Source organism: Ideonella aquatica (assembly GCF_018069755.1).
Lineage (GTDB): Bacteria > Pseudomonadota > Gammaproteobacteria > Burkholderiales > Burkholderiaceae_C > Ideonella > Ideonella aquatica.
In genome coordinates this window covers 130,308-155,454 of the sequence record NZ_JAGQDE010000008.1, presented here as the reverse complement: position 1 = coordinate 155,454, position 25,147 = coordinate 130,308, and the positions used below count along the sequence as shown (strand labels likewise).

The following is a 25,147-nucleotide window of genomic DNA, read 5'->3' as shown; positions in this document are numbered from 1 at the left end:
TAGCGGGCTTTCCCCTTGCCGCACCTGCATTTGACGCGCAGGGCGGCTTTCCCGCTGGCGGCAACGCCGGCGGATATCCACAAGGAGTGTTCATGCGTCACTATGAGATCATTCTGCTGATCCACCCGGATCAAAGCGAGCAGGTTCCGGCCATGCTGGAGCGCTACAAGGGCCTGGTCACCACCGGTGGTGGCAAGGTGCACCGTGTCGAGGACTGGGGCCGTCGCCAACTGGCGTACATGATCCAGAAGCTCGCCAAGGCGCACTACCTGTGCCTGAACATCGAGTGCTCGAAGGACGTGCTGGCCGAGCTGGAAACGGGCTTCCGTTTCAATGACGCCGTGCTGCGTCACCTGACCGTCAAGCTTGAGAAGGCCGAGACGGCCGCCTCGGTGATGATGCGTTCGGTCGAGAAGGAAGAGGCCCGCAAGGCCGCCCAGGAGACCACCGCCTGAACTTCGCAGGTGTCGCCCGTCCGGGCCTGACGCGATGAACCGCCTGGTTCTCGCGGCCAGCCTGGTCGAACGCGGCGCGACGCGCTACACCCCCGCCGGACTGCCGGCCCTGGACCTGAAGCTTGCGCACCAGTCCACGGTCAGCGAAGACGGCCAGCCCCGCCAAGTCTCCCTGGAGATGCGCGCGGTGGCGATCGGGGCGATCACGCGACGCATCGCCGCGCTGGGGCTGGGAGAACCGGTGACCGTTGCCGGATTCCTCACTGCCTCGCGCAATGGCAAGGGTCTGGTCTTCCACATCACCGAAGTCGAGCCCGGCACCTGACAACGCTTTGATCCAGATTCAGTTTCGAAAGAGGTCATCATGCCCCCGCCCAAGAGCCGTTTTTCCAAGGACCGCCGTCCGAAGCGCAACCAGCAATCGCTGCTGTTCCGCCGCAAGAAGTTCTGCCGTTTCACCGTCGCCGGCGTTGAGTCGATCGACTACAAGGACGTCGACCTGCTGCGTGACTTCATCGGCGAGAACGGCAAGATCACGCCGGCCCGCCTGACCGGCACCCGCGCCTTCTTCCAGCGTCAGCTGACCACCGCCATCAAGCGTGCGCGCTTCCTGGCGATGCTGCCGTACAGCGACCAGCACCGCGTCTAAGGAGACCGACACCATGCAAATCATCCTGCTGGACAAGGTCGCCAACCTGGGCAACCTGGGCGACATCGTCAAGGTCAAGGACGGCTACGCCCGCAACTTCCTGATCCCGACCAAGCGCGCCCGCCGCGCCACCGACGCCGCGATCAAGGAATTCGAAGCCCGCCGCGCCGAACTGGAAAAGGTCGCCGCCGAGAAGCTGGCCGCCGCACAAGCCCTGGGCGAGAAGCTCGGCGGTCTGGTGGTGGTCGTCACCCAGAAGGCCGGTGTGGACGGCCGTCTGTTCGGCTCGGTCACCAACCACGACATCGCTGAAGCCCTGGTCAAGCAAGGCTTCCAGGTCGCCAAGGCCCAGGTGCGCATGCCCAACGGCCCGCTGAAGGCCGTGGGCGAGTTCCCGGTCCAGGTGGCGCCGCACACCGACGTGGTGGTCGAGGTCACCATCAAGGTCGTCGGCGAGACCGACTGATCCGCCGCGGGCCTGCGGGCCTGCGCTGCCAGGAGGGCCGGAGCTGATCCGGCCCTTTTTCATTGGGGCGACCGCATCTCCACCGGTCGTCCCCGCGATCTCCCCAGGCTTGTCCACAGGCCCGGCGCAGGCGCGACCGTATGATCCACGCGATGTCCACGATCTTCGACGCCCACGACCCCCGCACCCCGCCGCGCGACGAGGAGGTGGCCCGCCTGCGCGTGCCGCCGCATTCGATCGAGGCCGAGCAAAGCGTGCTGGGCGGTCTGCTGCTGGACAACGGCGCCTGGGACCGCGCCGGCGACGTGCTGCAGGACGACGACTTCTACCGCCACGAACACAAGCTGATCTTCGGCGCGATTGGCACCCTGATCAGCCAGTCCAAACCGGCGGACGTGATCACCGTCTTCGAGCAGCTGCAGAACCTGGGCAAGGCCGAGGACGTGGGCGGCCTGAAGTACCTCAACGCGCTGGCGCAGAGCGTGCCCAGCGCGGCCAACATGCGCCGCTACGCCGAGATCGTGCGCGAGCGCGCCATCCTGCGCAAGCTGATCGCCGCCAGCGACGAGATCGCCACCCAGGCCTTCAACCCGCAGGGAAGGCAGGTCTCGCAGATCCTCGACGAGGCCGAGGGCAAGATCTTCAAGATCGGCGAGGAGGGCCAGCGCAGCAAGGCCGGCTTCCAGAGCATGGACCAGCTGGTGATGCAGCTGATCGACCGCGTCACCGAACTGGCCGAGAACGGCGCCGAGGATGTCACCGGCGTGCGCACCGGCTTCTACGAGCTCGACAAGATGACCGCCGGCCTGCAGGGCGGCGACCTGATCATCCTGGCCGCGCGTCCGTCGATGGGCAAGACCGCGTTCGCGCTGAACATCGCCGAGAACGTGGCGGTGCAGGAAGGCCTGCCGGTGGTGGTCTTCTCGATGGAAATGGGCGCCTCGCAGCTGGCCCTGCGGATGGTGGGCTCGCTGGGGCGCATCGACCAGTCGGGCCTGCGCACCGGCCGCCTGCGCGACGACGACTGGGGCCGCCTGACCGAGGCGGTGGACAAGCTGGCCAAGGCCTCGATCTTCATTGACGAAACCCCGGGTCTGAACCCGGCCGAGCTGCGCGCCCGGGCCCGCCGTCAGGCGCGCCAGTGCGGCAAGCTGGGTCTGATCGTCATCGACTACCTGCAGCTGATGGTGGGCACCAATTCCAGCAGCGGCGAGAACCGCGCCACCGAGCTGTCCGAGATTTCGCGCAGCCTGAAGGCCCTGGCCAAGGAGCTGCACTGCCCGGTGATCGCGCTGTCGCAGCTCAACCGCTCGGTCGAGACCCGCACCGACAAGCGGCCGATGATGTCCGACCTGCGCGAATCCGGCGCCATCGAGCAGGACGCGGACGTGATCATGTTCATCTACCGCGACGACTACTACACCAAGGAAGAGTCCAAGGTGCCCGGTACCGCCGAGATCATCATCGGCAAGCAGCGTAACGGCCCGGTGGGCTCGCTGCACCTGGCCTTCCTGAAGCCGCTGACCAAGTTCGACAACCTGGCGCCGGGTACCGAGTTCGGCGAGTACTGAGCGTCCACTCCGGAGCACCCCGGGCTTGCGCCCGCGGACAATACTGTATAGATTCACAGTATGCCGTCCGCCGTACCTGCCTGCGCCCCCGCCGCGCACCTCGCCGCCCAGCCCATCCAGTGGTTGCGCTCGCCCCGCCATGCGCCCATCAAGGGGCGCGGCACCGAGTGGGCGCTGCCGCACCGCTTCAGCAGCGAGCAGCGCGAGCTGGTCGACGACGGCTGGGGCACGCTGGACGATCTGGCACAGGCAGCGCCCCCCGCGGTCACCCAGGTCACGATGCAGTCGGTGCGCTCCATCCTCACCGGCAACAACTCGCCGGACATCAGCTTTGATGTCTCGATCAACCCCTATCGGGGCTGCGAGCACGGCTGCATCTACTGCTACGCCCGACCCACCCACAGCTACCTGAACCTGTCGCCGGGGCTGGATTTCGAAACGCGCATCATCGCCAAGGCCAACGCCGCCGAGCGCCTGCGCGAGACCCTGGCCAGCCGCAGCTACACGCCGCTGGATCTGTGCATTGGCGCCGCCACCGACGCCTACCAGCCCGCCGAGCGCGAGCTGCGCATCACCCGCTCGGTGATCGAGGTGCTGTCAGAGTGCCACCACCCCTTCGCACTGATCACCAAGTCGGCCGGCGTGCTGCGCGACCTGGACCTGATCGGCCCAATGGGTCGCCAGGGCCTGGCCGCGGTCTATGTGTCGGTCACCAGCCTGGACCCGGCGCTTTCCCGCGTGATGGAGCCGCGTGCCGCGTCGCCGGAGCGCCGGCTGCAGGTGATCCGGCAGCTGGCCGAGGCCGGGGTGCCGGTGGGCGTCAGCGTGTCGCCGGTGATCCCATTCCTCAATGAGCCCGAACTGGAAGCCATCCTGGCGGCCGCGGCCGAGGCCGGCGCCACGCGGGCGTTCTCCATCCCGCTGCGCCTGCCCTGGGAGGTGTCGCCCTTGTTCCAGCACTGGCTGCAGCAGCACTTCCCCGAGCGCGCGGCGCGCGTCATGGCCCGGGTGCGTGAGCAGCGCGGCGGCCAGGACAACGACGCCCGTTTCGGCAGCCGCATGCAGGGCGAAGGCATCTGGGCCGAGCTGCGCCGCCAGCGTTTTCACAAGGCCTGCGCCCGTCTGGGCCTGAACCGCGAGAGGGTGGCGCTGGACCGCAGCCAGTTCCGCCGACCGGCGCCATCGGCGCGGCCGGGCGAGATGCTGCAATCGGCCTTGTTCTGAGCCGCCGCTTCAGGCCGGCAGGCACAGCTCGAAGCGCGCGCCGCCCCCCGGCCGGGGCGCCAGACTGACCTGCGCACCGGTGCCGCCGTGGGCGCGGGCCACCGCCTCGCACAGCGCGGTGCCCAGGCCGGTGGCGTGGGCCGCGCCGGGGTCGGCACTGCCCGGTCCCGGGCCGTCGTCCTCGACCCGAAACACCAGCGTCGCGCCGCGCCGAAAAGCCTGCAAACCGATCCAGCCGCGTGCGAAACGCACCGCGTTGTGCAGCGCCGCCTCCAGCGCCAGGCGCACCAGGCGCGCGTCGTAGAAGGCAAAGGGCGGCGCGCCGTGGCGCAGCAGCACCTCGGTCTGCAGCGAGGGATGGCGCCGGGCAGTGGCCTGGGCCAGGTGGTCGAGCAGTTCGGCGGGATCTTCGTCGCTGGGGTGGGCGCGCAGGCCGTGATCGTGACCGTAGACCAGCAGGTACTGCACAAAGCGCTCGCGCAGCGCGCGGCAATCGTCGCGGGCCTGGGCGGCGGCGGGGTCGTCCACACGCTCGGCCAGGACCTGCAGCCGGGCTTCCAGTGCGCCCAACTCATTCTTGAGGTCGTGGACGACCAGCGCGGCCGCACGCGAGTCCATGGTCAGCGCGTCAGGCGGCCAGCTTTTGCGGCGCCATCAGCTGCTCCAGCGTTTCGCGGAAGTAGCGTTGCATCTGCGTCACGCGGTCGTTGCCGGGCAACAGCTTGTCCAGCCGCGCCAGGTACTGTTGCACGCGCTCCAGCACCACGGGGTCGAGAAGCTTTTGCAGCCGCAGCGACAGGCAGTTCATTTGCGCGGCCTGCAGCAGCACCGCGGTGTTCTCGGGGTAGTCGTGCACCGCGGCCTCGATCTCGGCCAGGGCCTCCACCAGGCGGCTGTCGCGGAACAGCGTCTTGGCCGCCTTGACGCGGTTCTCCAGACCAGCGGCCGCAGCCTCGATCACCTGGGCCAGCTTGTCCTCGTGGCCGGTGTCGGCCAGCGCCTTGCCGATCAGCTGCTTGACGCGCGGGTTCTCGTGGTCGGCGCTCACGGCCTGCTGCAGCAGGGCCAGGCCCGCCTGCTCGTCGCCGGTCACCAGCTCGGCCCGCGCCAGCGCCACCGTGGCCAGATCGGCCTTGGGCTTGCGCAGCAGCTGCCGGGCTTGCTCCAGCGCCGCCGCGGCACCGCCGGCGTCGCCCTTGCGTGCCAGCGCCTGGGCGCGAATGGCCTGCGAGGCCGGACCGAAGACCGCGCAGTGCGTGGCGCCGCCGGGTGTGTCCGCCAGCACGCCCAGGGCCTCGGACACCTCGCCGCGGTCGACCAGGGTCTGGGCGAGCATCAGCACATCGGAGGACTGTGCCACCACCGAGTTGCGCGTGGCCTTGGCCACCTGGCTCAGGCTGGCCTTGGCAGTGTCCAGATCACCATTGCGGTAGGCACTTTCGCCCAGCAGCCGGTGACGCTTGCTGGAAGGCACCACACGGGCGGCGTCCTTCAGTACCCACATCGCGCCCTGTGCATCGCCCAGCGACTCCAGCGACTCGGCCAGCACGTCATAAGCCGCCAGGTGCCGCTCGCCGTGGTGGCTGGCCACGATGTCCTGGGCAATCATGCGTGCCTGCTCGAACTGACCGGCCGCCTTGTGGGCGCGCGCCAGCCCCAGCTGCGCCCAGACCAGGTCGGCGCGCAGGTCCAGCGCCTGGCGGTACACCGTCTTGGCATCCTCGGGTCGGCCCATGTGCAGCAGGGTCTGGCCCTTGAGCTGCAGGGCCTGCACGAACCAGCGGTTCTTCAGCGCCAGCGCCTCGTCGCAGGCCTGCACCGCGCCGGCCAGGTCGTGCTTGCGCAGGCACTGGCTGATCGGCAACAGGGCGTGGCGGCGGTCGAGCAGGGTACGCAGGCGCTCGCCAATGTCGGCCGCGGTGATCGGCTTGAGCAGGTAGGCGTCGGGCTTGTGTTCGGTGGCGGCAGCGACCGAGGCGTAGCCGCCCTCGGCGGTGATCATGAAGAACAGGCAGTCGGGGGGCAGCAGGTCCAGCTCGCGCAGGTGCTCGAACAGCTGCTGGCCGTCGGTGCGGCTGTTCAGGTTGTAGTCGCACAAGATCAGGTGGAAGTGCTTGGCCCGCACCTGGCGCAGCGCGTCCTCGGCATTGCTGGCCACATCCACCTTGCCGATGCCCAGCGACGCCAGCTGGCCGCGCAGCGTGGTCTGCTGCACCGACATGTCGTCGATGATCAGCGCATGAAGCTGGCTGTAGGGGGTGAGGGTCGTGGCCATGCGGGTCTCCGTCGGTGCTGCCATGCGGCGTGAGCACGCGACAGCCTGCCCGGCGCCAAGCCTGCAAGCTGGTGCTGGGTCCTGTTCGGCTGTTTCGGCCGCTGGCCAAGGAACTTGAGCCGGCCCGGCATGGCAAAAGGCCCGCGAGCAGGGCGCCAGCGGGCCTTCAGCAGGGAGACGGCGGCCTTACTTGAACAGGTCCTTGACCCGGTCAGCCCAGCTCTTGGAGTTGGGCGAGTGCTTGTCACCGCCCTTCTTGAAGGACTCGTCCAGCTCCTTGAGCAGCTTGCGCTGGTGCTCGGTGAGCTTGACCGGCGTCTCGATGGACACGTGCGTGAACAGGTCACCCGGGTAGGCCGAGCGGATGCCCTTGATGCCCTTGCCGCGCAGGCGGAAGGTCTTGCCGTGCTGGGTGCCCTCGGGCAGCTCGATCTCGACCTTGCCCGACAGCGTGGGCACCTCCACCGTGCCGCCCAGGGCGGCCGTGGTCAGGCCAATCGGCACGGTGCAGTGCAGGTCGTCGCCGTCACGCTCGAAGATCTCGTGCGGCTTGATGCGGATCTCGATGTAGAGATCGCCCGGCGGGCCGCCGTTCTGCCCGGGCTCGCCGTTGCCGGCCGAGCGGATGCGCATGCCCTCGTTGATGCCGGCCGGGATCTTGACCTCCAGCGTCTTCTGGCGCTTGATCTTGCCGGCGCCGTTGCAGGCGGTGCAGGGCTCGGGGATGATCTTGCCGGTGCCATGGCAGTGCGGGCAGCTCTGCTGGATGCTGAAGAAGCCCTGGCGCATGTGCACCGTGCCCGAGCCATTGCAGGTGGTGCAGGTCTTGGCCTTGGTGCCCGGCTTGGCGCCGGTGCCGCCGCAGGTGTCGCAGTTGTCCCAGGAGGGAATGCGGATCTGGCTGTCCTTGCCGTTGGCGGCTTCCTCCAGCGTGATCTCCATCGCGTAGCTGAGATCGGCGCCGCGGTAGACCTGCTGGCCGCCGCCACCCCGCCGGCCACCGCCCTGGCCGCCGCCGAAGATGTCGCCAAAGATGTCGCCAAAGGCCTCGGCAAAGCCACCGAAGCCTTCCGCCCCGGGGCCGCCGCGGCCCATGCCGGCGTTCGGATCGACGCCCGCATGGCCGTACTGGTCGTAGGCCGCGCGCTTCTGGGCGTCGGAGAGCATCTCGTAGGCCTCCTTGGCCTCCTTGAACTTCTCCTCGGCGGCCTTGGCGTCATCACCCTGGTTGCGGTCAGGGTGGTACTTCATGGCCAGCTTGCGGTAGGCCTTCTTGATGTCGTCCTCAGAGGCGTTCTTCGCCACCCCCAGAACCTCGTAGTAATCACGCTTGGCCATACAGGGCTCGCTGTTCATATACGCAAATCGCCGCGTTGAGGTTCAGGCATGGCCTGTGACCTCCAACGCGGCGAGATATTCCGGCGACCCGAACCTCGGTTCGGGCCGTCAGGAATATCACTTCTTGACTTCCTTGAACTCGGCATCGACCACGTTGTCGTCGGCCGCCTTGGCCTGCGGCTGCTCGGCGGCACCGGCCGCGCCCGCGCCCGCGGCGGCCTGGGCGGCCTGCTGATCGGCGTAGATCTTCTCGCCCAGCTTCTGGCTGGCGGTCATCAGGGCCTCGGTCTTGGCGTCGATCTCGGCCTTGTCCTCGCCCTTGATCGCCTCCTCGGCGTCCTTCAGTGCAGCCTCGATCTTCTCCTTCTCGCCGGCGTCCAGCTTGTCACCGTGCTCGGTCAGGCTCTTGCGGACCGAGTGGATCATGCCGTCGGCCTGGTTGCGGGCCTGCACCAGCTCCAGCTTCTTGGCGTCCTCGGCGGCGTTGGCCTCGGCATCCTTGACCATCTTCTCGATCTCGGCCTCGGACAAGCCCGAGTTGGCCTTGATGGTGATCTTGTTTTCCTTGCCGGTGCCCTTGTCCTTGGCGCCGACATGCAGGATGCCGTTGGCGTCGATGTCGAAGCTCACCTCGATCTGCGGCAGGCCGCGCGGCGCCGGCGGGATGCCTTCCAGGTTGAACTCGCCCAGGCTCTTGTTGCCCGCGGCCATCTCGCGCTCGCCCTGGAAGACCTTGATCGTCACCGCCGGCTGGTTGTCGTCGGCGGTGGAGAACACCTGCGAGAACTTGGTCGGGATGGTGGTGTTCTTCTTGATCATCTTGGTCATCACGCCGCCCAGGGTCTCGATGCCCAGGCTCAGCGGGGTGACGTCCAGCAGCAGCACGTCCTTGCGCTCGCCGCCCAGGACCTGGCCCTGGATCGCCGCGCCGACGGCCACCGCCTCATCGGGGTTGACGTCCTTGCGCGGCTCCTTGCCGAAGAACTCCTTGACCTTCTCCTGCACCTTGGGCATGCGCGACTGGCCGCCCACCAGGATCACGTCGTCGATGTCGGCCACCTTGACGCCGGCATCCTTGATGGCAATGCGGCAGGGCTCGATGGTGCGCTCGATCAGCTCATCGACCAGGCTTTCCAGCTTGGCGCGGGTGAGCTTGATGTTCAGGTGCTTCGGGCCGCTGGCATCCGCCGTGATGTAGGGCAGGTTGACGTCGGTCTGGGTGCTGTTGGAGAGCTCGATCTTGGCCTTCTCGGCCGCTTCCTTCAGGCGCTGCAGGGCCAGCACGTCCTTGGTCAGGTCGACGCCCTGTTCCTTCTTGAACTCGGTGACGATGAAGTCGATGATGCGCTGGTCGAAGTCCTCGCCGCCCAGGAAGGTGTCGCCGTTGGTGGAGAGCACCTCGAACTGCTTCTCACCGTCGACATCGGCGATCTCGATGATCGAGATGTCGAAGGTGCCGCCGCCCAGGTCGAACACCGCGATCTTGCGGTCGCCCTTGCCGTGCTTGTCCAGGCCGAAGGCCAGGGCCGCGGCGGTGGGCTCGTTGATGATGCGCTTGACTTCCAGGCCGGCGATGCGGCCGGCGTCCTTGGTGGCCTGGCGCTGGCTGTCGTTGAAGTAGGCCGGCACCGTGATCACGGCCTCGGTCACTTCCTCGCCCAGGTAGTCCTCGGCGGTCTTCTTCATCTTGCGCAGCACCTCTGCCGACACCTGCGGCGGGGCCAGCTTCTTGCCGCGCACTTCCACCCAGGCGTCGCCGTTGTCGGCGGCAGCGATGGTGTAGGGCATCAGGTCGATGTCCTTCTGCACTTCCTTCTCGGTGAACTTGCGGCCGATCAGGCGCTTCACCGCGTACAGCGTGTTCTTCGGGTTGGTGACGGCCTGGCGCTTGGCCGAGGCGCCGACCAGCACCTCGCCGTCTTCCTGGTAGGCGATGATCGACGGCGTGGTGCGCGCACCCTCGCTATTCTCGATCACCTTGGTCGAGTTGCCTTCCATGATGGCCACGCACGAGTTGGTGGTGCCCAGGTCGATGCCGATGATCTTGCCCATGTTCTGATGCTCCTGTGAGGAATGTCTGGATGTGTTTGGAGTTGTGGTTGGCTCGTCCGACTTCAAGGGCTGTGGGGGCCCTGCGTGTGCGCCGGACTTGCGCTGAAGCAGTGTTTACTTGGGCGCCGCCACGGTGACCAGCGCCGGCCGCAGCACGCGGTCGGCAATCAGGTAACCCTTTTGCAGCACCGAGACCACGGTGTTGGCGTCCTGCTCGGCCGGCACCATGCTGATGGCCTGGTGCTGGTGCGGGTCGAACTTCGTGCCGGCGGGCGGGTTGACCTCGAGCACCTTGTTGCGCTCCAGCGCCTGGGCCAGCTGGCGCAGCGTGATGTGCACGCCTTCGAGCACCTTCTCCACCGGAGCGTCCGGCGCGGCGATGGCCGCTTCCAGGCTGTCGCGCACCGGCAGCATGGCCTCGGCGAAGGATTCCACCGCGAACTTGCGCGCCTTGCTGACCTCTTCGTCACTGCGGCGACGGATGTTCTCGACCTCGGCCTTGGCGCGCAGGTAGGCGTCGGCCATCTCGGTGTGCTTGGCCTGCAGCTCGGCCAGCTGGGTTTCCAGCGAGGGCGGCGTGGCGGCCTGGGCGCCGGACTCCGGCGGGGTCTGCTCGGTGGTGGACTCGGGGGTGGCGTCGTTCGAAGTCATGGTCTAAAGGCTTGATGTGCCTGGGGTTTTTCAGGCATGCGGCGGCATCTGGGGACGGCGGGCCGGTTTTCAAGAGCCGGCCGCCCGAAAAAGTGCAGGATCAGTCGAGCGAGGCGCTCCAGCGCTGCCAGTCGGCCAGCTGGCGTCGGTCGCGCTTGGTGGGCCGGCCTTGCCCGATGGCCAGCGCCGGCTCCACGCCCTGGCGACGCTGCTCACGGGCGGCTTCGCGCTGCTGCTGGCTCTCGGGCGTTTCGGCGTACAGGGTCTGGGCCAGCGGCGCGGGGCCGCGGATGTCGCTCAGGCCCAGCACCTCGATCTCGCGCGGGGGCAGGCCGGGGTCGCGCAGGGTGACGCGGTCGCCCACGCGCAGGTCGCGGCCGGCCTTCACCGGCTGGCCGTTGACCTCGATGCGGTGCTTGCCGATGGCCTCCACGGCCAGCGCGCGGGTCTTGAAGAAGCGCGCGGCCCAGAGCCACTTGTCCAGGCGCACGGGTTCCTGACGCAGGGGCAGTTCTTTCACGGCGCCGATTCTCGCTCAGCGGCGGCCGCCAGCGGCAGGCGCACGATGGCGTCCAGCCCCTGGACCGCACCCGCTCGCCCGCGGTTCTCCAGCGCGATCTGACCGCCCAGGGCCAGCACCACGTCGTGGCAGATCGACAGGCCCAGGCCCGAGCCGGAGCGGGTGTCGCCGGCCGAGAAGGGCTGGAACAGGCGCTGGCGCTGGACCTCGGAGATGCCCGGTCCGCCATCGGCGATGGTCAGGGCGGCATGGCGGCCGTCGCTGAGCAGCGTGATCGTCAGCCCCGAGTGGGGCGGGCCATGCTTGACGGCGTTGTGGATCAGGTTACGGCTGAGCTCGCGCAGCGCCCATTCATGCGCCCGCACCGGGGCGGCCTGCAGGTCCACCGCCACGTCCAGCTCGCGCTCGGCCATCAGCGGTGCCATGTCCAGGGCCAACTGGCGCACCACCTCGGCCCAGTCGGTCACCGGCGCATCGTCCTGGCGGCGCAGCTGCGCCACCTTGGCCAGCGCCAGCATCTGGTTGGCCAGCTCGGTGGCGCGCTCCACCGTCTGGCCGATCTCCTCCAGCGCCGCCTCGGCCGGCAGGTCGCCGCGGCGGGCCGACTGCACCTGGGCCTTGAGCACCGCTAGCGGCGTGCGCAGCTGGTGCGAGCTGTCGCGCACGAAGCGTTTCTGCTGCTCGAGCAGGTCGCGCAGCCGGCCCATCAGCTGGTTGGTGGCCTCGACCAGCGGGCGCAGCTCACGCGGCGCGTCGGTGGCCTCGATCGGCGCCAGCTCACCCTGGGCGCGCTGCCGCAGCGACTGGCTGATCCGCTGCACCGGCCGCATGGCCCGGTGCACCACAAAGGCCACCACCGCCGCGATCACCAGCAGCAACGCGCTTTCGCGCCACAGCGTACCCAGCAGCAGCTGGCGCGCCAGGCTTTCGCGCAGCTCCAGGGTCTCGGCCACCTGCACCGTGGCCATGCCCTGGCCGCCGTCCCAGGTCACCGGTTGCAGCAGCACCGCCATGCGCACCGGGGTGGGGCCGTAGTGGCTGTCGTAGAAGTCGACCAGCGCGGCGTACGGGCCTTTCTGCGGCAGGCGGCCACGCCAGGTGGGCAGCGCCTCGAAGCCGGAGACGGTCTCGCCGTCGAAGCCGCTGACCTTGTAGTACAGCCGGCTGCGGTTGTCGGCCTCGAAGGCTTCCAGCGCCGAGTAGAGCAGGGTGGATTTCAGCCGCGTGCGGCCGTCGACCCGCTCGACCTCCAGCAGGTCGCCGATCGACTTGGCGGTGGCGAGCAGCGTGCGGTCGTAGGCGGTGTCGGCCGCCTTCAGCGCCTGGCGGTACAGCACCACGCCGTTGAGCGCGATCACCGCCAGCACCGGCAGCAGGATGCCCAGCAGCAGCCGGTTGCGCAGCGACAGGCGGCGCAGGGCGTCCATCATCCGCTCGGGGCCCGCAGCAGGTAACCCAGGCCGCGCAAGGTCACCAGCGCGACGCCAGTGGGGGTGAGGCGCTTGCGCAACCGGTAGGCCACCACCTCCACGGCTTCCAGCTGCACCTCCAGCTCGCCGGGAAACACCGCTTCGAACAGGCGCTCCTTGGCCACCGCCTGGCCGGGGCGCTGCAGCAGGGCGCGCAGCATCGCCGCCTCGCGCGGGGCCAGCTCCAGTGGCGCCTCGTTGAACCAGACCGCGCCGGAGTCGGCATCGACCTGCAGTCCAGCGAAGCGGGGACCGGCCACGGCCGGCGCGGGGGGCGTCCCCGGCCGGCGGCGCACCAGGGCGCGCATGCGCGCTTCCAGCTCGTCCAGGTCGAAGGGCTTGGGCAGGTAGTCGTCGGCACCGGTGTTCAGGCCGATGATGCGGTCACCCACCGTGCCGCGGGCCGTGAGGATCAGCACCGGCGTGGCCAGGCCAGCCTGGCGGGCCTGCGCCAGCACCTCCAGGCCGTCCTGGCCCGGCAGGCTCAGGTCCAGCAGCACCAGCTCGGGCCGCAGGGCCTGCCAGCGGGCCAGTGCCTGGCTGCCGTCGCCACAGCTGGCCACCTGGTAGCCGCGGCGCTCCAGCGTGCGCTGCAGCGTCGCACGCATGGCCTCGTCGTCCTCGATCAGCAGCACCTGGCTCACGGGCCGCACCATACCGCAGCCGCGGGCTGGTGTTTTCCCTGAGGCGGCGGACAGCCAACTGACAGCGCCTGTCGCGACCATCCTCCCCACGCTCAACCACACTGGAGACATTGCATGCGTCGCGACACCTTCCTGAAGTCCCTGGCCGCGTTGGCCGCCGGTTCGGGCCTGCCGCTGGCGGCCCTGGCCAATGGTCCGGCCGTCAAGATGATGGTGCCGGCCAACCCCGGCGGCGGCTGGGACACCACCGGCCGCGCACTGGGCAAGGCCATGCAGGACGCCGGTCTGGCCGCGTCGGTGGCCTACGAGAACAAGGGTGGCGCCGCGGGCGCACTGGGCCTGGCGCAGTTCGTCAACGCCAGCAAGGGCGACCCGAATGCACTGATGGTCATGGGCGCCGTGATGCTGGGCGGCATCATCACCGGCAAGCCGCCGGTGACGCTGTCGCAGGCCACGCCAATCGCCCGCCTGACCAGTGAGTACAACGTGTTCGTGCTGCCGTCCAACTCGCCCTTCAAGACCATGAAGGACGTGGTCGAGGCCATGAAGAAGGACCCGGGCAGCGTCAAGTGGGGCGGCGGTTCGCGCGGCTCCACCGAGCACATCGCCGCAGCCATGATCGCCCGCGAGGCCGGCATCGACGCCTCCAAGATCAACTACGTGCCCTTCCGCGGGGGTGGCGAGGCCACCGCCGCCATCCTGGGCGGCAACGTCAGCATCGGCGGCAGCGGCTTCTCGGAGTTCGCCCAGTACATCGAGGCGGGCAAGATGCGCCCGATCGCCGTCACCTCGGCCTCGCGCCTGACCGGCAAGCAAAGCAAGGACATCCCCACGCTCAAGGAAATGGGCATCAATGTGGAGATTGGCAACTGGCGCGGCGTCTACGCCGCCCCGGGCATCACGCCGGCGCAGCGCAAGGCGCTGACCGACCTGGTGCTGGCCACCGTCAAGTCCAAGTCCTGGACCGACGCCCTCGAGAAGAACGACTGGACGCCGGCTGTGCTGTCGGGTCCGGCCTTCGACGAGTTCGTCGACCGCGAGTTCGCGTCGCTGCGCGCGGTCATGGTCAAGTCGGGCATGGTCTGACGCCTCGGCGCGCCTGGCCCCGTTGACGGCGGCCGGGCGCCCGTTCCCTGTTCCCACCCACACCACCGAGATGTCGCGCCCGCCGGGGCCAGCGGCAGGGGGCTGTCATGTCCTATCAGCAAATTCTTCCCGAGGCGCCCGAGACCGAGCACCACCCGCTGCCGCCCACCGGTCACCAGACCTGGATTGGCGTCGGCGTGCTGGCGGTGGGCGCTGCGATGGCCTATGGCGCCACGCAGATTTCGTCCGACGCCGGATATGCCGGCGTGGGCCCGAACTTCCTGCCCTGGGTGGTGTCGGTGGTGCTGATGCTGTGCGGCATCCTCCTGGTGCGCGAGGCGCGCACCGGCGGCTACCGCCAGGCCGAGGCACCGTCCGGCGCGGCGCGCGGTGACTGGAAGGCCATGGCCTGGGTGTCGGCCGGGGTGCTGCTCAATGCCAGCTTGATCACCACGATCGGCTTCGTGCTGAGCTGCGCGCTGTGCTTTGCACTGGCCGTTCGCGGCCTGCGCCTGTCCGAGGGCAAACCCGCCGGCAACCTGCGCACCAGCGCCACCGACCTGGGTGTGGGACTGGCGATCGCGGCGCCGGTGTTCTGGCTGTTCACCAAGCTGCTGGCGATCAACCTGCCGGGCCTGACGGCCACGGGCTGGCTCTGAGGAGGCGTGCACCATGGACATCTGGCAACAACTGCTGAGCGGCTTCGCCACGGCCGCCACGCCCCTGAACCTGATGTGGGCCTTCGTGGGCTGCGCGCTGGGCACCGCCATCGGCGTGCTGCCCGGCCTGGGCCCGGCGGTGACCGTGGCGATGCTGCTGCCGATCACCTCGCAGGTCGAGCCCACCGCGTCGATGATCTTTTTCGCCGGTATCTACTACGGCGCCATGTACGGCGGCTCGACCACCTCGATCCTGCTGAACACCCCGGGCGAGACCGGCACCATGGTGACCGCGCTGGAGGGCTTCAAGATGGCCAAGAGCGGCCGCGCCGGTGCGGCGCTGGCCACCTCGGCGATCGGCTCCTTCGTGGCCGGCACGATGGCCACCGTGCTGGTCACCTTGTTCGCGCCCATCGTGGCCGATTACGCGGTCCAGTTGGGCCCGCCGGAGTACTTTTGTCTGATGCTGCTGGCCTTCACCACCGTCAGTGCGGTGCTGGGCGCCAGCACGCTGCGCGGCATCACGGCCTTGTTCATTGGCCTGGCGATCGGCCTGGTGGGCATTGACCAGATTACCGCCAGCGTGCGTTACACCGGCGGCATTCCCGAGTTCATGGATGGTATCGAGGTGGTACTGATCGCCGTGGGCCTGTTTGCCATCGGCGAGGCGCTCTACACCACGCTCTACGAGGGGCGCAGCGAGGTCTCGCTGAACAAGTCGGGGCGGGTCCACATGACCGGCCTGGAATGGCGACGCTCCTGGCCGGCCTGGTTGCGCGGCACGGCCCTGGGGTTTCCTTTCGGCACCATCCCGGCCGGCGGTACCGAGATCCCGACCTTCCTGAGCTACGCGGTTGAGCGCAAGCTTTCCAAGCATAAGGAGGAATTCGGCACCACGGGCGCGATTGAAGGCGTGGCCGGCCCCGAGGCTGCCAACAACGCGGCCGTGACGGCCACCATGGTGCCGCTGCTGACCTTGGGCATCCCCACGTCGGTGACCACGGCCATCCTGCTGTCGGCCTTCCAGAACTATGGCCTGCAGCCCGGACCGCAGCTGTTCCAGACCTCCAGCACCCTGGTCTGGGGCCTGATCGCCTCGCTCTACATCGGCAATGTCATGCTGCTGGTGCTGAACCTGCCGCTGGTCGGTCTGTGGGTGAAGCTGCTGAAGATCCCCAAGCCGCAGCTCTATGCCGGCATCCTGATCTTCGCCACCGTGGGCGTGTACGGCATGCGCCAGAGCGCCTTCGACCTGTACGTGATGCTCGCCGTGGGCATGCTGGGCGTGCTGCTGCGCCGTTTCGACTTCCCCACCGCGCCGGTGATCGTGGGCATGATCCTGGGCCCGCTGGCCGAGGCGCAGCTGCGCAACGCGCTGTCGATCGGCGAAGGCCACTGGGGCGTGTTCTTCCAGCGGCCGGTGTCCTTGAGCATCCTGGTCGTGGTGGCGGCGGTGCTGGTGCTGCCGCAACTGATGAAACTGCGCCAACGGCGCTGAGCATCAGCGCCACGCCAAGCGGCCGCCCATGGGCGGCCGTTGTCGTTTCAGAGTGGCCAGCCAGCCAGCGCGTCCTGGGCGATCCGACCCAGCGCCGCGATGTGCAGCGGCTCGTCGTTCAGGCAGGGAATGTAGTGGAACTGCTGGCCGCCAGCGGCCAGGAACGCGTCGCGGCCCTCCTGGGCGATCTCCTCCAGCGTCTCCAGGCAGTCGGCCGAGAACCCGGGGCAGATCACATCCACCCGGGTGTGGCCGTCGCGGGCCAGGGCTTCCAGCGTGGGTTCGGTGGCCGGTTCCAGCCACTTGGCCTTGCCAAAGCGGCTCTGGAATGTAACGCGCAGCTGCTCGGGCGGCAGCTCCAGCGCCTGCGCCAGCAGCCGGGCGGTGGCCTGGCACTGGTCGTGGTAGGGGTCGCCCAGCGTGCGTGTGCGCTCGGGCATGCCGTGGAAGCTGGTCACCAGCATCGGGCTGCGGCCCTCGCGCTGCCAATGGCGGCGCACGCTTTCGGCCAGCGCGTGGATGTAGCCGGGGTCGTCGTGGTAGCCGGCGACGAACCGGCTGTCGGGCAGCACGCGCTGGGCGCGGCCCCAGGCGGCAAAGGCGTCAAAGGTGCTGGCGGTGGTGGCGCCGCAGTACTGTGGATAGGCCGGCAGCAGCAGCACCCGCTGCACGCCTTCGGCACGCAGCGCATCAAGCTGGGCGCCGATCGCAGGCTGGCCGTAGCGCATCGCCGGTCGCACCAGTACGGGCACGCCGCGCTCGCCCAGCCAGCCTTGCAGCAGGGCCGCCTGGCGCTGGGTCCAGACCAGCAGCGGCGAGCCCTCAGGCGTCCAGACGGTGGCGTACTTGGCCGCCGACTTGGCCGGTCGCACATTCAGGATGACCCCGCGCAGGATGGGCTGCCAGAGCCAGGCGGGCAGCTCCACCACCCGCGGGTCGGAGAGGAACTCGCCCAGGTAGCGGCGCAGCGCCGGGGCGTCGGGGGCATCGGGCGTGCCCAGGTTGCACAGCAGGATGGCCGTGCCAGGGGTGTTCGAGCGGGGCTCGGTCATGGCGGAACGGGAACGTTGGGGGTGCTCAGACGGCGTCGCCGACCAGCACCGTGAAGCCGAGGCGGGCAGCCTTGGGGTTCAGCGGCGAGGCACCCAGGCCGATCTCGCCGCTGCCGTGCAGCGTGCAGGCCGAGCGGCGCAGGCTGATGACCTCGTCGTCACCGGCGAAGCGCACGAAGCTGCCGTTGATGCTCAGGTCGGTGAGCTGCAGCGAGCCGCCCATCAGGTCGACGCGGGCGTGGGCGCGAGAGACGCGGGCGTCCTCGACCTTCAGCGAGCAGGTGGTGCTGCGTCCCAGGATGACCGGGAACTGGTCGAGCTTGAAGTCGTGGGTCTGGCCGGCGAGATCCAGGCGCAGGCCGCGCGGCTCGCTGACACCCACGCGCGACTCCAGCTGCGTGGCGGCGGTGTCGGCGCCGCGGCCGGCCAGCAGGTAGACATCCACCGGCTCGGCACGGCCGCGCAGATGAACCTTGTCCAGGTGCCTGAAGCGGGTGCGGGCCTCCCACGGTAGCTCGTCGAACACCTCGCGGGTGATCAGGGTCTCGTTGTCGCCGGCATGGTCGATCAGCCGGGCAGCCACATTGACGGCGTCGCCGAAGCAGTCGCCACCCACCTCGACCACCTCGCCGGCGGCCACCGCGACCTGCAGCTGCAGCTTGGCGGTGGCATCGAGATCGCGGCCCTGCGAGGTAGGCGCCCAGGCGGAGACCTCGCCCAATGCCTCGTGCATCTCGACGGCGGCCATCACGGCGGCGCGCACATTGGGAAACACCGCCATCAGGCCGTCACCCAGGGTCTTGACGAGTTGCCCGCCAACGGCCGGAACCCGGCGGGCGAGGGTGGTGATGGTGCGCGTGACCAACGTGGTCGCCTGGGCATTGCCCAGGGTCTCGTACAGCGCGGTACTGCCACGCAGGTCAGCGAACAGAACGATGCGACGCTTGATCGTGGCCATTGGCTTTGAGTGTAGCGCGCGCAGCGAAGAGCACGGCTCAGTTGTTGTCGAGGTAGGTGCGCAGCTTGTCGGAGCGGCTCGGGTGCTTGAGCTTGCGGATCGCCTTGGCCTCGATCTGGCGGATGCGCTCGCGGGTGACGTCGAACTGCTTGCCCACCTCTTCCAGCGTGTGGTCGGTGGACATCTCGATGCCGAAGCGCATGCGCAGCACCTTGGCCTCGCGCGGGGTCAGGCTGTCGAGGATGTCCTTGACCACGTCGCGCAGGCCGGCCTGCATCGCGGCCTCGACCGGGGCCACGTTGTTGGTGTCCTCGATGAAGTCGCCCAGGTGGCTGTCGTCGTCGTCACCGATCGGCGTTTCCATGGAGATCGGCTCCTTGGCGATCTTCATGATCTTGCGGATCTTGTCCTCGGGCATCTCCATCTTCTCGGCCAGCGTGGGGGCGTCGGGCTCGTAGCCGAACTCCTGCAGATGCTGGCGCGAGATGCGGTTCATCTTGTTGATCGTCTCGATCATGTGCACCGGGATGCGGATGGTGCGGGCCTGGTCGGCGATCGAGCGGGTGATGGCCTGGCGGATCCACCAGGTGGCGTAGGTCGAGAACTTGTAGCCGCGGCGGTATTCGAACTTGTCGACCGCCTTCATCAGGCCGATGTTGCCTTCCTGGATCAGGTCGAGGAACTGCAGGCCGCGGTTGGTGTACTTCTTGGCGATGGAGATGACCAGGCGCAGGTTGGCCTCGATCATTTCCTTCTTGGCGTCACGCGAGGCCTTTTCGCCCTCGTTCATGCGCTTGTTGATTTCCTTCAGGTCGTCCACCGGCACCACGGCGCGGGCCTGCAGGTCGATCAGCTTTTGCTGCAGTTCCTGGATGGCCGGCAGGTTGCGGCCCAGGATGGCGGCGTAGGGCTTGCCGCTGGCCATTTCCTTCTCGGCCCACTTCAGGTTGAGCGAGTTGGGCGGGAAGGCCTTGATGAAGTGCTCCTGCGGCATGCCGCACTTGTCGACCACGATCTTGCGGATCTCGCGCTCGTAGCGGCGCACGTCATCGACCTGCGAGCGCAGGATGTCGCACAGCTTCTCGATCGTCTTGACCGTGAAGCGGATCGTCATCAGGTCTTCGCTGATGGCGTGCTGGGCCTTGTTGTAGGCCACCGACTTGTAGCCTTCCTTCTCGTAGGCCTTGCGCATCTTCTCGAAGTGGGTGCGCAGCGTGCCGAACTTCTCCAGCGCAGCGGACTTGAGCTCCTCGAGCTTCTTGGTCAGTGCCTTGGAGCCGCCGTTGCCGTCGTCGTCGTCCTCTTCGTCGAACTCGTCGAAGTCCTCCTCGGCCACGTAGTCGTCGGCTTCGTCCTCGGCGACGAAGCCATCGACCACCTCGGAGATCTGCATGTCGCCCGCGGCGATGCGGTCGGCCATGGCCAGGATCTCGGCGATCGTGGTGGGCGAGGCGCTGATCGCCAGCATCATCGCCTGCAGCCCGCCTTCGATGCGCTTGGCGATCTCGATTTCGCCCTCGCGGGTGAGCAACTCGACCGAGCCCATTTCGCGCATGTACATGCGCACCGGGTCGGTGGTGCGGCCGAATTCGCTGTCGACGGTGGACAACGCGGCCTCGGCGGCTTCCTCGGCTTCTTCGTCGGTGGCGGTGGCGGTGTTGCTGCCGCTGATCAGCAGCGTGGCGGCGTCGGGGGCCTGCTCGTAGACCGCGATGCCCATGTCATTGAGCATCGAGATGATCGCCTCGAGGATTTCCTCGTTGATCAGCTTCTCGGGCAGGTGGTCGTTGATTTCCTGGTGCGTGAGGTAGCCACGCGTCTTGCCCATCTTGATGAGGGTCTTGAGCTCCTGGCGGCGCTTGGCAACTTCCTCTTCGGTCAGGGCGGTCTCGTCGAGACCGAATTCACGCATCAGCGCGCGCTCCTTGGCGCGGCTGACCTTCATGCGCAACGGCTTGGCCTTGGCCTTGTCCTCGGTGTCGTCGCTCTCGACCTCGGCCACCTCGGCCTCGACTTCGCCTTCGAGCTCGGCCTCGATGTCGCCCAGCTCCTCTTCAACCTCTTCGGCCTTCTTCTTGCCCTTGGCTGCGGTGGTCTCGGCCTTGGGCTTGCGACCCGGCTTGGCCTTGGTCTCGTCCGCCGGCTTGGCTGCCAGCTTGGTGGCCGCCTTGGCCTTCTTGGGCTCTTCGGCCTCCAGCGGCTTGGCGGTCTTGGCCGGCTTGGCGGCGGTCTTGGCGGCAGGCTTGGCAGCGGTCTTCTTGGCGGTCATGCGTGGTCTCGATGCGGTGCAGGGGGCCGGTGGATGCCGCCGTGATCGCAACGATCCAGCCGGCGACGCGCCAGCGTCACCGAACCATTGCGGTACGGGAGGACTCCGCCGGCAAGCTCGCGTGAACGGGGTGTTGCAGCCCTTTTTTGCAGCCCTTGCGGGAGAGGTGGCCTGTGTGCTTGCCCTTGTCGAGGGTGGCCGGGACCGGAGGTGCTGCTGTCACTCTTGCGGCGTGAAGCTTTGGATTATACCCAAAGGCAGTCGTCCGGGCTCAGTCCGCCGGGGCCCGCTGGCTCAGTTCACGCTGGCGCTCACGCAGGAGTCGCCGCTCCTCGGACAGCCCGCGGTAGCGGGCGATCTGCTCGGGGCTGCTGATGTCGCTGGCAGCCAGGCGGTCGAGCGCGGCATCCAGTTCGCGCAAGCGCAGCAGACCCAGCGCTGCGGCCAGGTCCTCGAAGCAGGCGTCGGGCAGCGCATCGCCATCGGCCAGCGCGCGCGACTCGGCGGGCAGGCTGTCGTCAGCGGCCAGCGCCTGGCGCAGCACCGCCCAGGGCCGCGGCCCGTGCTCTGCCAGGTCGCGCTCCAGCCAGGCGATGGCGGGGCCGTGCGGGGCCGCCAGCTCGTGCAGCAGGTGGTGCTCTGGCGGATCCAGGCGGTCCCACCAGGCGGGCTCGCCGAACAGCATCTGCACCGCCCGGTCCTCGGGGCTGCGCGGGGCCACGCGGCGGCCAGGCGTGGGTCGGGCTGCGGCCTCGCGGCGCCAGCGGGGACGGCCGGGGGCGTCGTCGGACGCTGGGCGGCCGTCGTCGTCGGCCTCGCGGCGCGGCGAACGATCGCGCGTGGATTGGGACTGCCACAGCCCGGTCAGCTCGGGCACCGGCACGCCACCGGCGCGGGCCAGCTCGGACAGCAGTTGCAGGCGCAGGCTGCCCTCGGGCAGCGCGTTCCACAGGGGTCGGGCCTGTGCCAGCATGCGGGCGCGGCCTTCGGCGGTGGCCAGATCGCAGTCGATCGCGGCGTGCTCCAGCAACTGCCGCGACAGCGGTACGGCGGCGCGCACCTGGGCCTCGAAGGCCTCGGCGCCGTTCGCCCGGATGTAGCTGTCGGGGTCGTGCTCGGGTGGCAGGAAGAGGAAGCGGAAGCTGCGCGTGTCGCTGGCGTAGGGCAGGGCGGCTTCCAGCGCCCGGCCGGCGGCGCGGCGGCCGGCGGCGTCGCCGTCAAAGCTGAACACCACCTGCTCAGTGAAGCGCAGCAGCTTGCTGACATGGTCGTCGGTGCAGGCCGTGCCCAGGGTGGCCACGGCATTGGGAAAGCCCAGTTGCGCCAGCGCCACCACGTCCATGTAGCCTTCGGTGACCAGCGCGTAGCCCTTTTGCCGCAGGCCGGTGCGGGCCTCGAACAGGCCATACAGCTCACGGCCCTTGTGGAAGACCGGCGTCTCGGGCGAGTTCAGGTACTTGGGCTCACCCTGGTCCAGCACCCGGCCGCCAAAGCCGATCACCTCGCCCTTGACGTTGCGGATCGGGAACATGATGCGGTCGCGAAAGCGGTCGTAGCGCTTCTGCTCGGCCTCGGGTTTGCCTTCGTCGGCGCCCTGCACGATGACCAGGCCCGATTCGGCCAGCAGCGGGTCGTCGTAGCGGGGAAAGACGCTGGCCAGGCCGCGCCAGCCCTCCGGCGCATAGCCCAGGCCGTAGCGCAGCGCGATCTCGCCGGTCAGCCCGCGGCGCTTCAGGTAGTCCACGGCGCGCGGGCTGCCCTTGAGCTGGCGACGGTAGTGCTCGGACGCTCGGGTCAGCACGTCGCTGAGGCTGGATTCGCGCTCGCGCTGCTGGGCGGCCTGGGCCCGCTCGGCCGGGCTGGCGTCGTCTTCGGGGACGACCATGCCGGTGGACTGCGCCAGATCCTTGACGGCCTCAATGAAGCTCAGGCCGTGGTGTTCGGTCAGAAAACGCAGCGCGTCACCGTGCGCGCCGCAACCGAAGCAGTGGTAGGTCTGGCGCGAGGGACTGACGATGAAGCTGGGCGTCTTCTCGCCGTGGAAGGGGCACAAGCCCTTGAAGTTGATGCCGGCCTTCTTGAGCTCGACATGGCGGCCCACAACCTCGACCACGTCGGTGCGGCTCAGCAGGTCCTGGATGAAGCCATGGGGAATCACCGGCGATAGTCTAGACGAGGCGCAGACAAGACAAAGGGCAGCCCGAAAGCTGCCCTCGTCGAAGACCGGGGCGGCTGCCCCGGCGCGTTCAGATGGCGAAGTCGCTCAGCTGCTTGCCGGTGGCCAGCGCGGCGGTCAGCCACTTGGGCTTGAGGCCGCGGCCGGTCCAGGTCTGGCCGGTGGCCGGATCACGGTATTTGGCAGCGACCTTCTTGCCACCTTCGGGCTTCGGGGCCGCAGGAGCACGACCTGCCAGGTCCGCCGCCGTCAGGCCGTACTCGGCCATCAGGGCCTTGACCTTGGCAATGGCGTCAGCACGCGCCGAACGCTGGGCGTCGGCGATCTGCTTTTCGAGGGCGGCCTTTTGGGCCAGCAGTTCTTGAATCGAGGGGGAGGGCATTCGATACTCCATGAATCCCGTTACTGGGAGCCCGCAGTATATACCTGAAATTCTGGAGGAACCGGCGCAGGCCTGTTTCTTTTTGAAAATGGCAGGCGCAACCGTGAAGTCAGGCCGCCGGTGGCACAAACCCCGTGGGCTGGTCGGCATGGCCGCCAAACAGGAACTGCTCCATCTGCCGGGCCAGGTATTGGCGGGCCCGCAGATCGGCCAGGTTCAGGCGGTTCTCGTTGACCAGCATGGTCTGGTGGCGCTTCCATTGTTCGAAGGCCTCCTTGCTGATCTGGTCATAGATGCGCTTGCCCAACTCGCCTGGGTACGGCGGGAAATCCAGCCCTTCGGCTTCCTTCTTGAGAAAGATGCATTGAATGGTGCGTGCCATGGTGAGTCCTCTAGGGTGTCAGCTGAGCTTCTTGACCAGCACCTGTGAGCGCCGGTCCCAGTTGTACTTGCGCTTGCGCGCCTCGGGCAGCCAGTCTGGGTCGACCGGGCTGAAGCCGCGCTTGATGAACCAGTGCATGGTCCGGGTGGTGAGCACGAATATCGAGGCCAGTCCCGCCGCGCGCGCGCGCTGTTCCACCCGCTTGAGTATCTTGTCGCCGTCGCCCTGGCCTTGCACTTGCGGGGACACCGTCAATGCAGCCATCTCGCCAGTCATCGCCTCGGGGTATGGATACAGCGCAGCACACCCAAATATCACGCCGTCGTGCTCAATCACCGTGTAATTGGCGATGTCGCGCTCGATCTCGGTGCGGTCGCGCTTGACCAGGGTGCCGTCGCGCTCGAAAGGCTCGATCAGTTGCAGGATGCCGCCCACGTCGTCGGCGCCGGCTTCGCGCAGGCTTTCGAGCTTCTCGTCGACCACCATGGTGCCGATGCCATCGTGGGTGAAGATCTCCATCAGCAGCGCGCCATCCGACGCAAAGGGCAGGATGTGCGAGCGCTCGACGCCGCCGCGGCAGGCATCGATGCAATGCCGCAGATAAAAGCCCGGATCGGTGGGCAGCGTGCTCTCGGGCAGGCGGGCGAGCAGGCGCTCGGCGTCGGCCAGGGCGAGTTCGGTGTCAATCGGGCTGTCGGGGTCGTCCAGCGATTCGCGCACGCCGGGCACCTCGGTCAGGAAGAGCAGCTTGTCGGCCTGCAGGGCCACCGCGGTGGCGGTGGCCACGTCTTCCATCGTCAGGTTGAAGGCCTCGCCGGTGGGCGAGAAACCGAACGGGGACAGCAGCACCAGCGCGCCGATGTCGATCGCGCGGCGAATCATCACCGCATCGACCTTGCGCACAAAGCCACTGGACACAAAATCAACGCCATCCACGATACCCACCGGGCGCGCCGTCAGGAAATTGCCCGACACCACGCGCACCGTGGAATTCGCCATGGGCGTGTTGGGCAGCCCCTGGGAAAAGGCGGCCTCGATCTCGAAGCGCAGTTGTCCCGCCGCTTCCTGCGCGCAGTCCAGTGCCACGCTGTCGGTGATGCGCCGGCCCTGGGCAAACTTCGAGGTCAGGCCCTTGGCACGCAACTGCTCGTCAACCTGCGGCCGGAAACCGTGCACCAGCACCAGGCGCACGCCCATCGCGTGCAAGATGGCCAGGTCCTGGACCAGCGCATTGAGCTTGCCCGCAGCAATCGCCTCGCCGGTGATGCCGACAACGAAGGTCTTGCCCCGGTAGGCATGGATATGCGGTGCCACCGACCGAAACCAGGGCACAAAGGTGTGGGGAAAGACCAGATCCATCATCGCGCCGGG

The 25,147-nt window shown here is 68.3% G+C and carries 24 protein-coding genes; 9 read left to right on the top strand and 15 right to left on the bottom strand.

The window, feature by feature from the left end; all coding sequences use genetic code 11:
• Window positions 1-92: 92 nt before the first annotated feature.
• From rpsF to KAK06_RS11220, 6 genes are all read left to right on the top strand, one after another.
• A complete protein-coding gene (gene rpsF, locus KAK06_RS11245) occupies window positions 93-455 on the top strand; it encodes a 30S ribosomal protein S6 (protein WP_210802166.1) in 363 nt (120 codons plus the stop codon).
• A 34-nt stretch (window positions 456-489) separates the two neighbouring features.
• The gene (priB, locus tag KAK06_RS11240) at window positions 490-780 is read left to right on the top strand and encodes a primosomal replication protein N (protein ID WP_210802165.1); all 291 of its coding nucleotides are present in this window, start codon (window positions 490-492) and stop codon (window positions 778-780) included.
• A gap of 39 nt (window positions 781-819) precedes the next feature.
• On the top strand, window positions 820-1,104 hold the full coding sequence (gene rpsR, locus KAK06_RS11235; protein WP_210802163.1) for a 30S ribosomal protein S18: 285 nt from the start codon (window positions 820-822) through the stop codon (window positions 1,102-1,104).
• Window positions 1,105-1,117: 13 nt separating this feature from the next.
• Window positions 1,118-1,570 carry a 50S ribosomal protein L9 gene (gene rplI / locus KAK06_RS11230; RefSeq protein ID WP_210802162.1) on the top strand — a complete coding sequence of 151 codons (453 nt, stop codon included), beginning with the start codon at window positions 1,118-1,120 and terminating at the stop codon, window positions 1,568-1,570.
• 152 nt (window positions 1,571-1,722) lie between these two features.
• Complete coding sequence (dnaB, locus tag KAK06_RS11225) at window positions 1,723-3,141, top strand: replicative DNA helicase (protein WP_210802161.1); 1,419 nt, start codon at window positions 1,723-1,725, stop codon at window positions 3,139-3,141.
• Window positions 3,142-3,201: 60 nt separating this feature from the next.
• Window positions 3,202-4,365, top strand: coding sequence for a PA0069 family radical SAM protein (locus KAK06_RS11220; RefSeq protein ID WP_210802160.1), 1,164 nt, complete (start codon window positions 3,202-3,204; stop codon window positions 4,363-4,365).
• A 9-nt stretch (window positions 4,366-4,374) separates the two neighbouring features.
• Here the strand turns inward: KAK06_RS11220 and KAK06_RS11215 are convergent, their stop codons facing one another.
• The 8 genes from KAK06_RS11215 to KAK06_RS11180 all read right to left on the bottom strand — a co-directional run bounded on the left by KAK06_RS11215 (window position 4,375) and on the right by KAK06_RS11180 (window position 13,326).
• A complete protein-coding gene (locus KAK06_RS11215; RefSeq protein WP_210802159.1) occupies window positions 4,375-4,983 on the bottom strand; it encodes a sensor histidine kinase in 609 nt (202 codons plus the stop codon).
• Window positions 4,984-4,993: 10 nt separating this feature from the next.
• Complete coding sequence (locus KAK06_RS11210; RefSeq protein ID WP_210802158.1) at window positions 4,994-6,640, bottom strand: tetratricopeptide repeat-containing response regulator; 1,647 nt, start codon at window positions 6,638-6,640, stop codon at window positions 4,994-4,996.
• Window positions 6,641-6,826: 186 nt separating this feature from the next.
• Window positions 6,827-7,978, bottom strand: a complete 1,152-nt coding sequence (dnaJ, locus tag KAK06_RS11205) for a molecular chaperone DnaJ (protein ID WP_210802157.1) — start codon at window positions 7,976-7,978, stop codon at window positions 6,827-6,829.
• 117 nt (window positions 7,979-8,095) lie between these two features.
• Window positions 8,096-10,096: a molecular chaperone DnaK gene (dnaK, locus tag KAK06_RS11200; protein ID WP_259373617.1), complete on the bottom strand. Its 2,001-nt coding sequence runs from the start codon at window positions 10,094-10,096 to the stop codon at window positions 8,096-8,098.
• A 48-nt stretch (window positions 10,097-10,144) separates the two neighbouring features.
• Window positions 10,145-10,681, bottom strand: coding sequence for a nucleotide exchange factor GrpE (gene grpE / locus KAK06_RS11195; protein ID WP_210802155.1), 537 nt, complete (start codon window positions 10,679-10,681; stop codon window positions 10,145-10,147).
• A 100-nt stretch (window positions 10,682-10,781) separates the two neighbouring features.
• On the bottom strand, window positions 10,782-11,201 hold the full coding sequence (locus KAK06_RS11190) for an Hsp15 family ribosome-associated heat shock protein (protein WP_310741071.1): 420 nt from the start codon (window positions 11,199-11,201) through the stop codon (window positions 10,782-10,784).
• A complete protein-coding gene (locus KAK06_RS11185; protein ID WP_210802154.1) occupies window positions 11,198-12,628 on the bottom strand; it encodes a sensor histidine kinase in 1,431 nt (476 codons plus the stop codon). The genes KAK06_RS11190 and KAK06_RS11185 overlap by 4 nt, the downstream gene beginning before the upstream one ends.
• On the bottom strand, window positions 12,628-13,326 hold the full coding sequence (locus KAK06_RS11180; protein WP_210802153.1) for a response regulator transcription factor: 699 nt from the start codon (window positions 13,324-13,326) through the stop codon (window positions 12,628-12,630). Before KAK06_RS11180 ends, KAK06_RS11185 begins: the two co-directional genes overlap by 1 nt.
• A 102-nt stretch (window positions 13,327-13,428) precedes the next feature.
• On the opposite strand from KAK06_RS11180, the gene KAK06_RS11175 reads away from it, so the two are divergent.
• The 3 genes from KAK06_RS11175 (at window position 13,429) to KAK06_RS11165 (ending at window position 16,557) form a co-directional block, all read left to right on the top strand.
• Entirely contained in the window at window positions 13,429-14,400 is a 972-nt protein-coding gene (locus KAK06_RS11175) for a Bug family tripartite tricarboxylate transporter substrate binding protein (protein WP_210802152.1), read from the top strand.
• Between the two features lie 107 nt (window positions 14,401-14,507).
• On the top strand, window positions 14,508-15,059 hold the full coding sequence (locus KAK06_RS11170) for a tripartite tricarboxylate transporter TctB family protein (protein WP_210802151.1): 552 nt from the start codon (window positions 14,508-14,510) through the stop codon (window positions 15,057-15,059).
• A gap of 13 nt (window positions 15,060-15,072) precedes the next feature.
• Window positions 15,073-16,557, top strand: coding sequence for a tripartite tricarboxylate transporter permease (locus KAK06_RS11165; protein ID WP_210802150.1), 1,485 nt, complete (start codon window positions 15,073-15,075; stop codon window positions 16,555-16,557).
• A gap of 47 nt (window positions 16,558-16,604) precedes the next feature.
• Here KAK06_RS11165 and hemH read toward each other — a convergent pair whose 3' ends face one another.
• From hemH to argA, 7 genes are all read right to left on the bottom strand, one after another.
• Entirely contained in the window at window positions 16,605-17,609 is a 1,005-nt protein-coding gene (gene hemH / locus KAK06_RS11160) for a ferrochelatase (protein WP_210802149.1), read from the bottom strand.
• 25 nt (window positions 17,610-17,634) lie between these two features.
• Window positions 17,635-18,567 carry an adenylate/guanylate cyclase domain-containing protein gene (locus tag KAK06_RS11155; protein ID WP_210802148.1) on the bottom strand — a complete coding sequence of 311 codons (933 nt, stop codon included), beginning with the start codon at window positions 18,565-18,567 and terminating at the stop codon, window positions 17,635-17,637.
• 37 nt (window positions 18,568-18,604) lie between these two features.
• Complete coding sequence (rpoD, locus tag KAK06_RS11150) at window positions 18,605-20,836, bottom strand: RNA polymerase sigma factor RpoD (protein WP_210802147.1); 2,232 nt, start codon at window positions 20,834-20,836, stop codon at window positions 18,605-18,607.
• A 271-nt stretch (window positions 20,837-21,107) separates the two neighbouring features.
• Window positions 21,108-22,994: a DNA primase gene (gene dnaG / locus KAK06_RS11145; RefSeq protein ID WP_210802146.1), complete on the bottom strand. Its 1,887-nt coding sequence runs from the start codon at window positions 22,992-22,994 to the stop codon at window positions 21,108-21,110.
• A gap of 88 nt (window positions 22,995-23,082) precedes the next feature.
• Complete coding sequence (locus KAK06_RS11140) at window positions 23,083-23,394, bottom strand: H-NS histone family protein (protein WP_210802145.1); 312 nt, start codon at window positions 23,392-23,394, stop codon at window positions 23,083-23,085.
• A gap of 109 nt (window positions 23,395-23,503) precedes the next feature.
• The gene (locus KAK06_RS11135) at window positions 23,504-23,776 is read right to left on the bottom strand and encodes an oxidative damage protection protein (RefSeq protein ID WP_210802144.1); all 273 of its coding nucleotides are present in this window, start codon (window positions 23,774-23,776) and stop codon (window positions 23,504-23,506) included.
• Between the two features lie 18 nt (window positions 23,777-23,794).
• Entirely contained in the window at window positions 23,795-25,135 is a 1,341-nt protein-coding gene (gene argA / locus KAK06_RS11130; RefSeq protein ID WP_210802240.1) for an amino-acid N-acetyltransferase, read from the bottom strand.
• Between the last annotated feature and the right edge of the window lie 12 nt (window positions 25,136-25,147).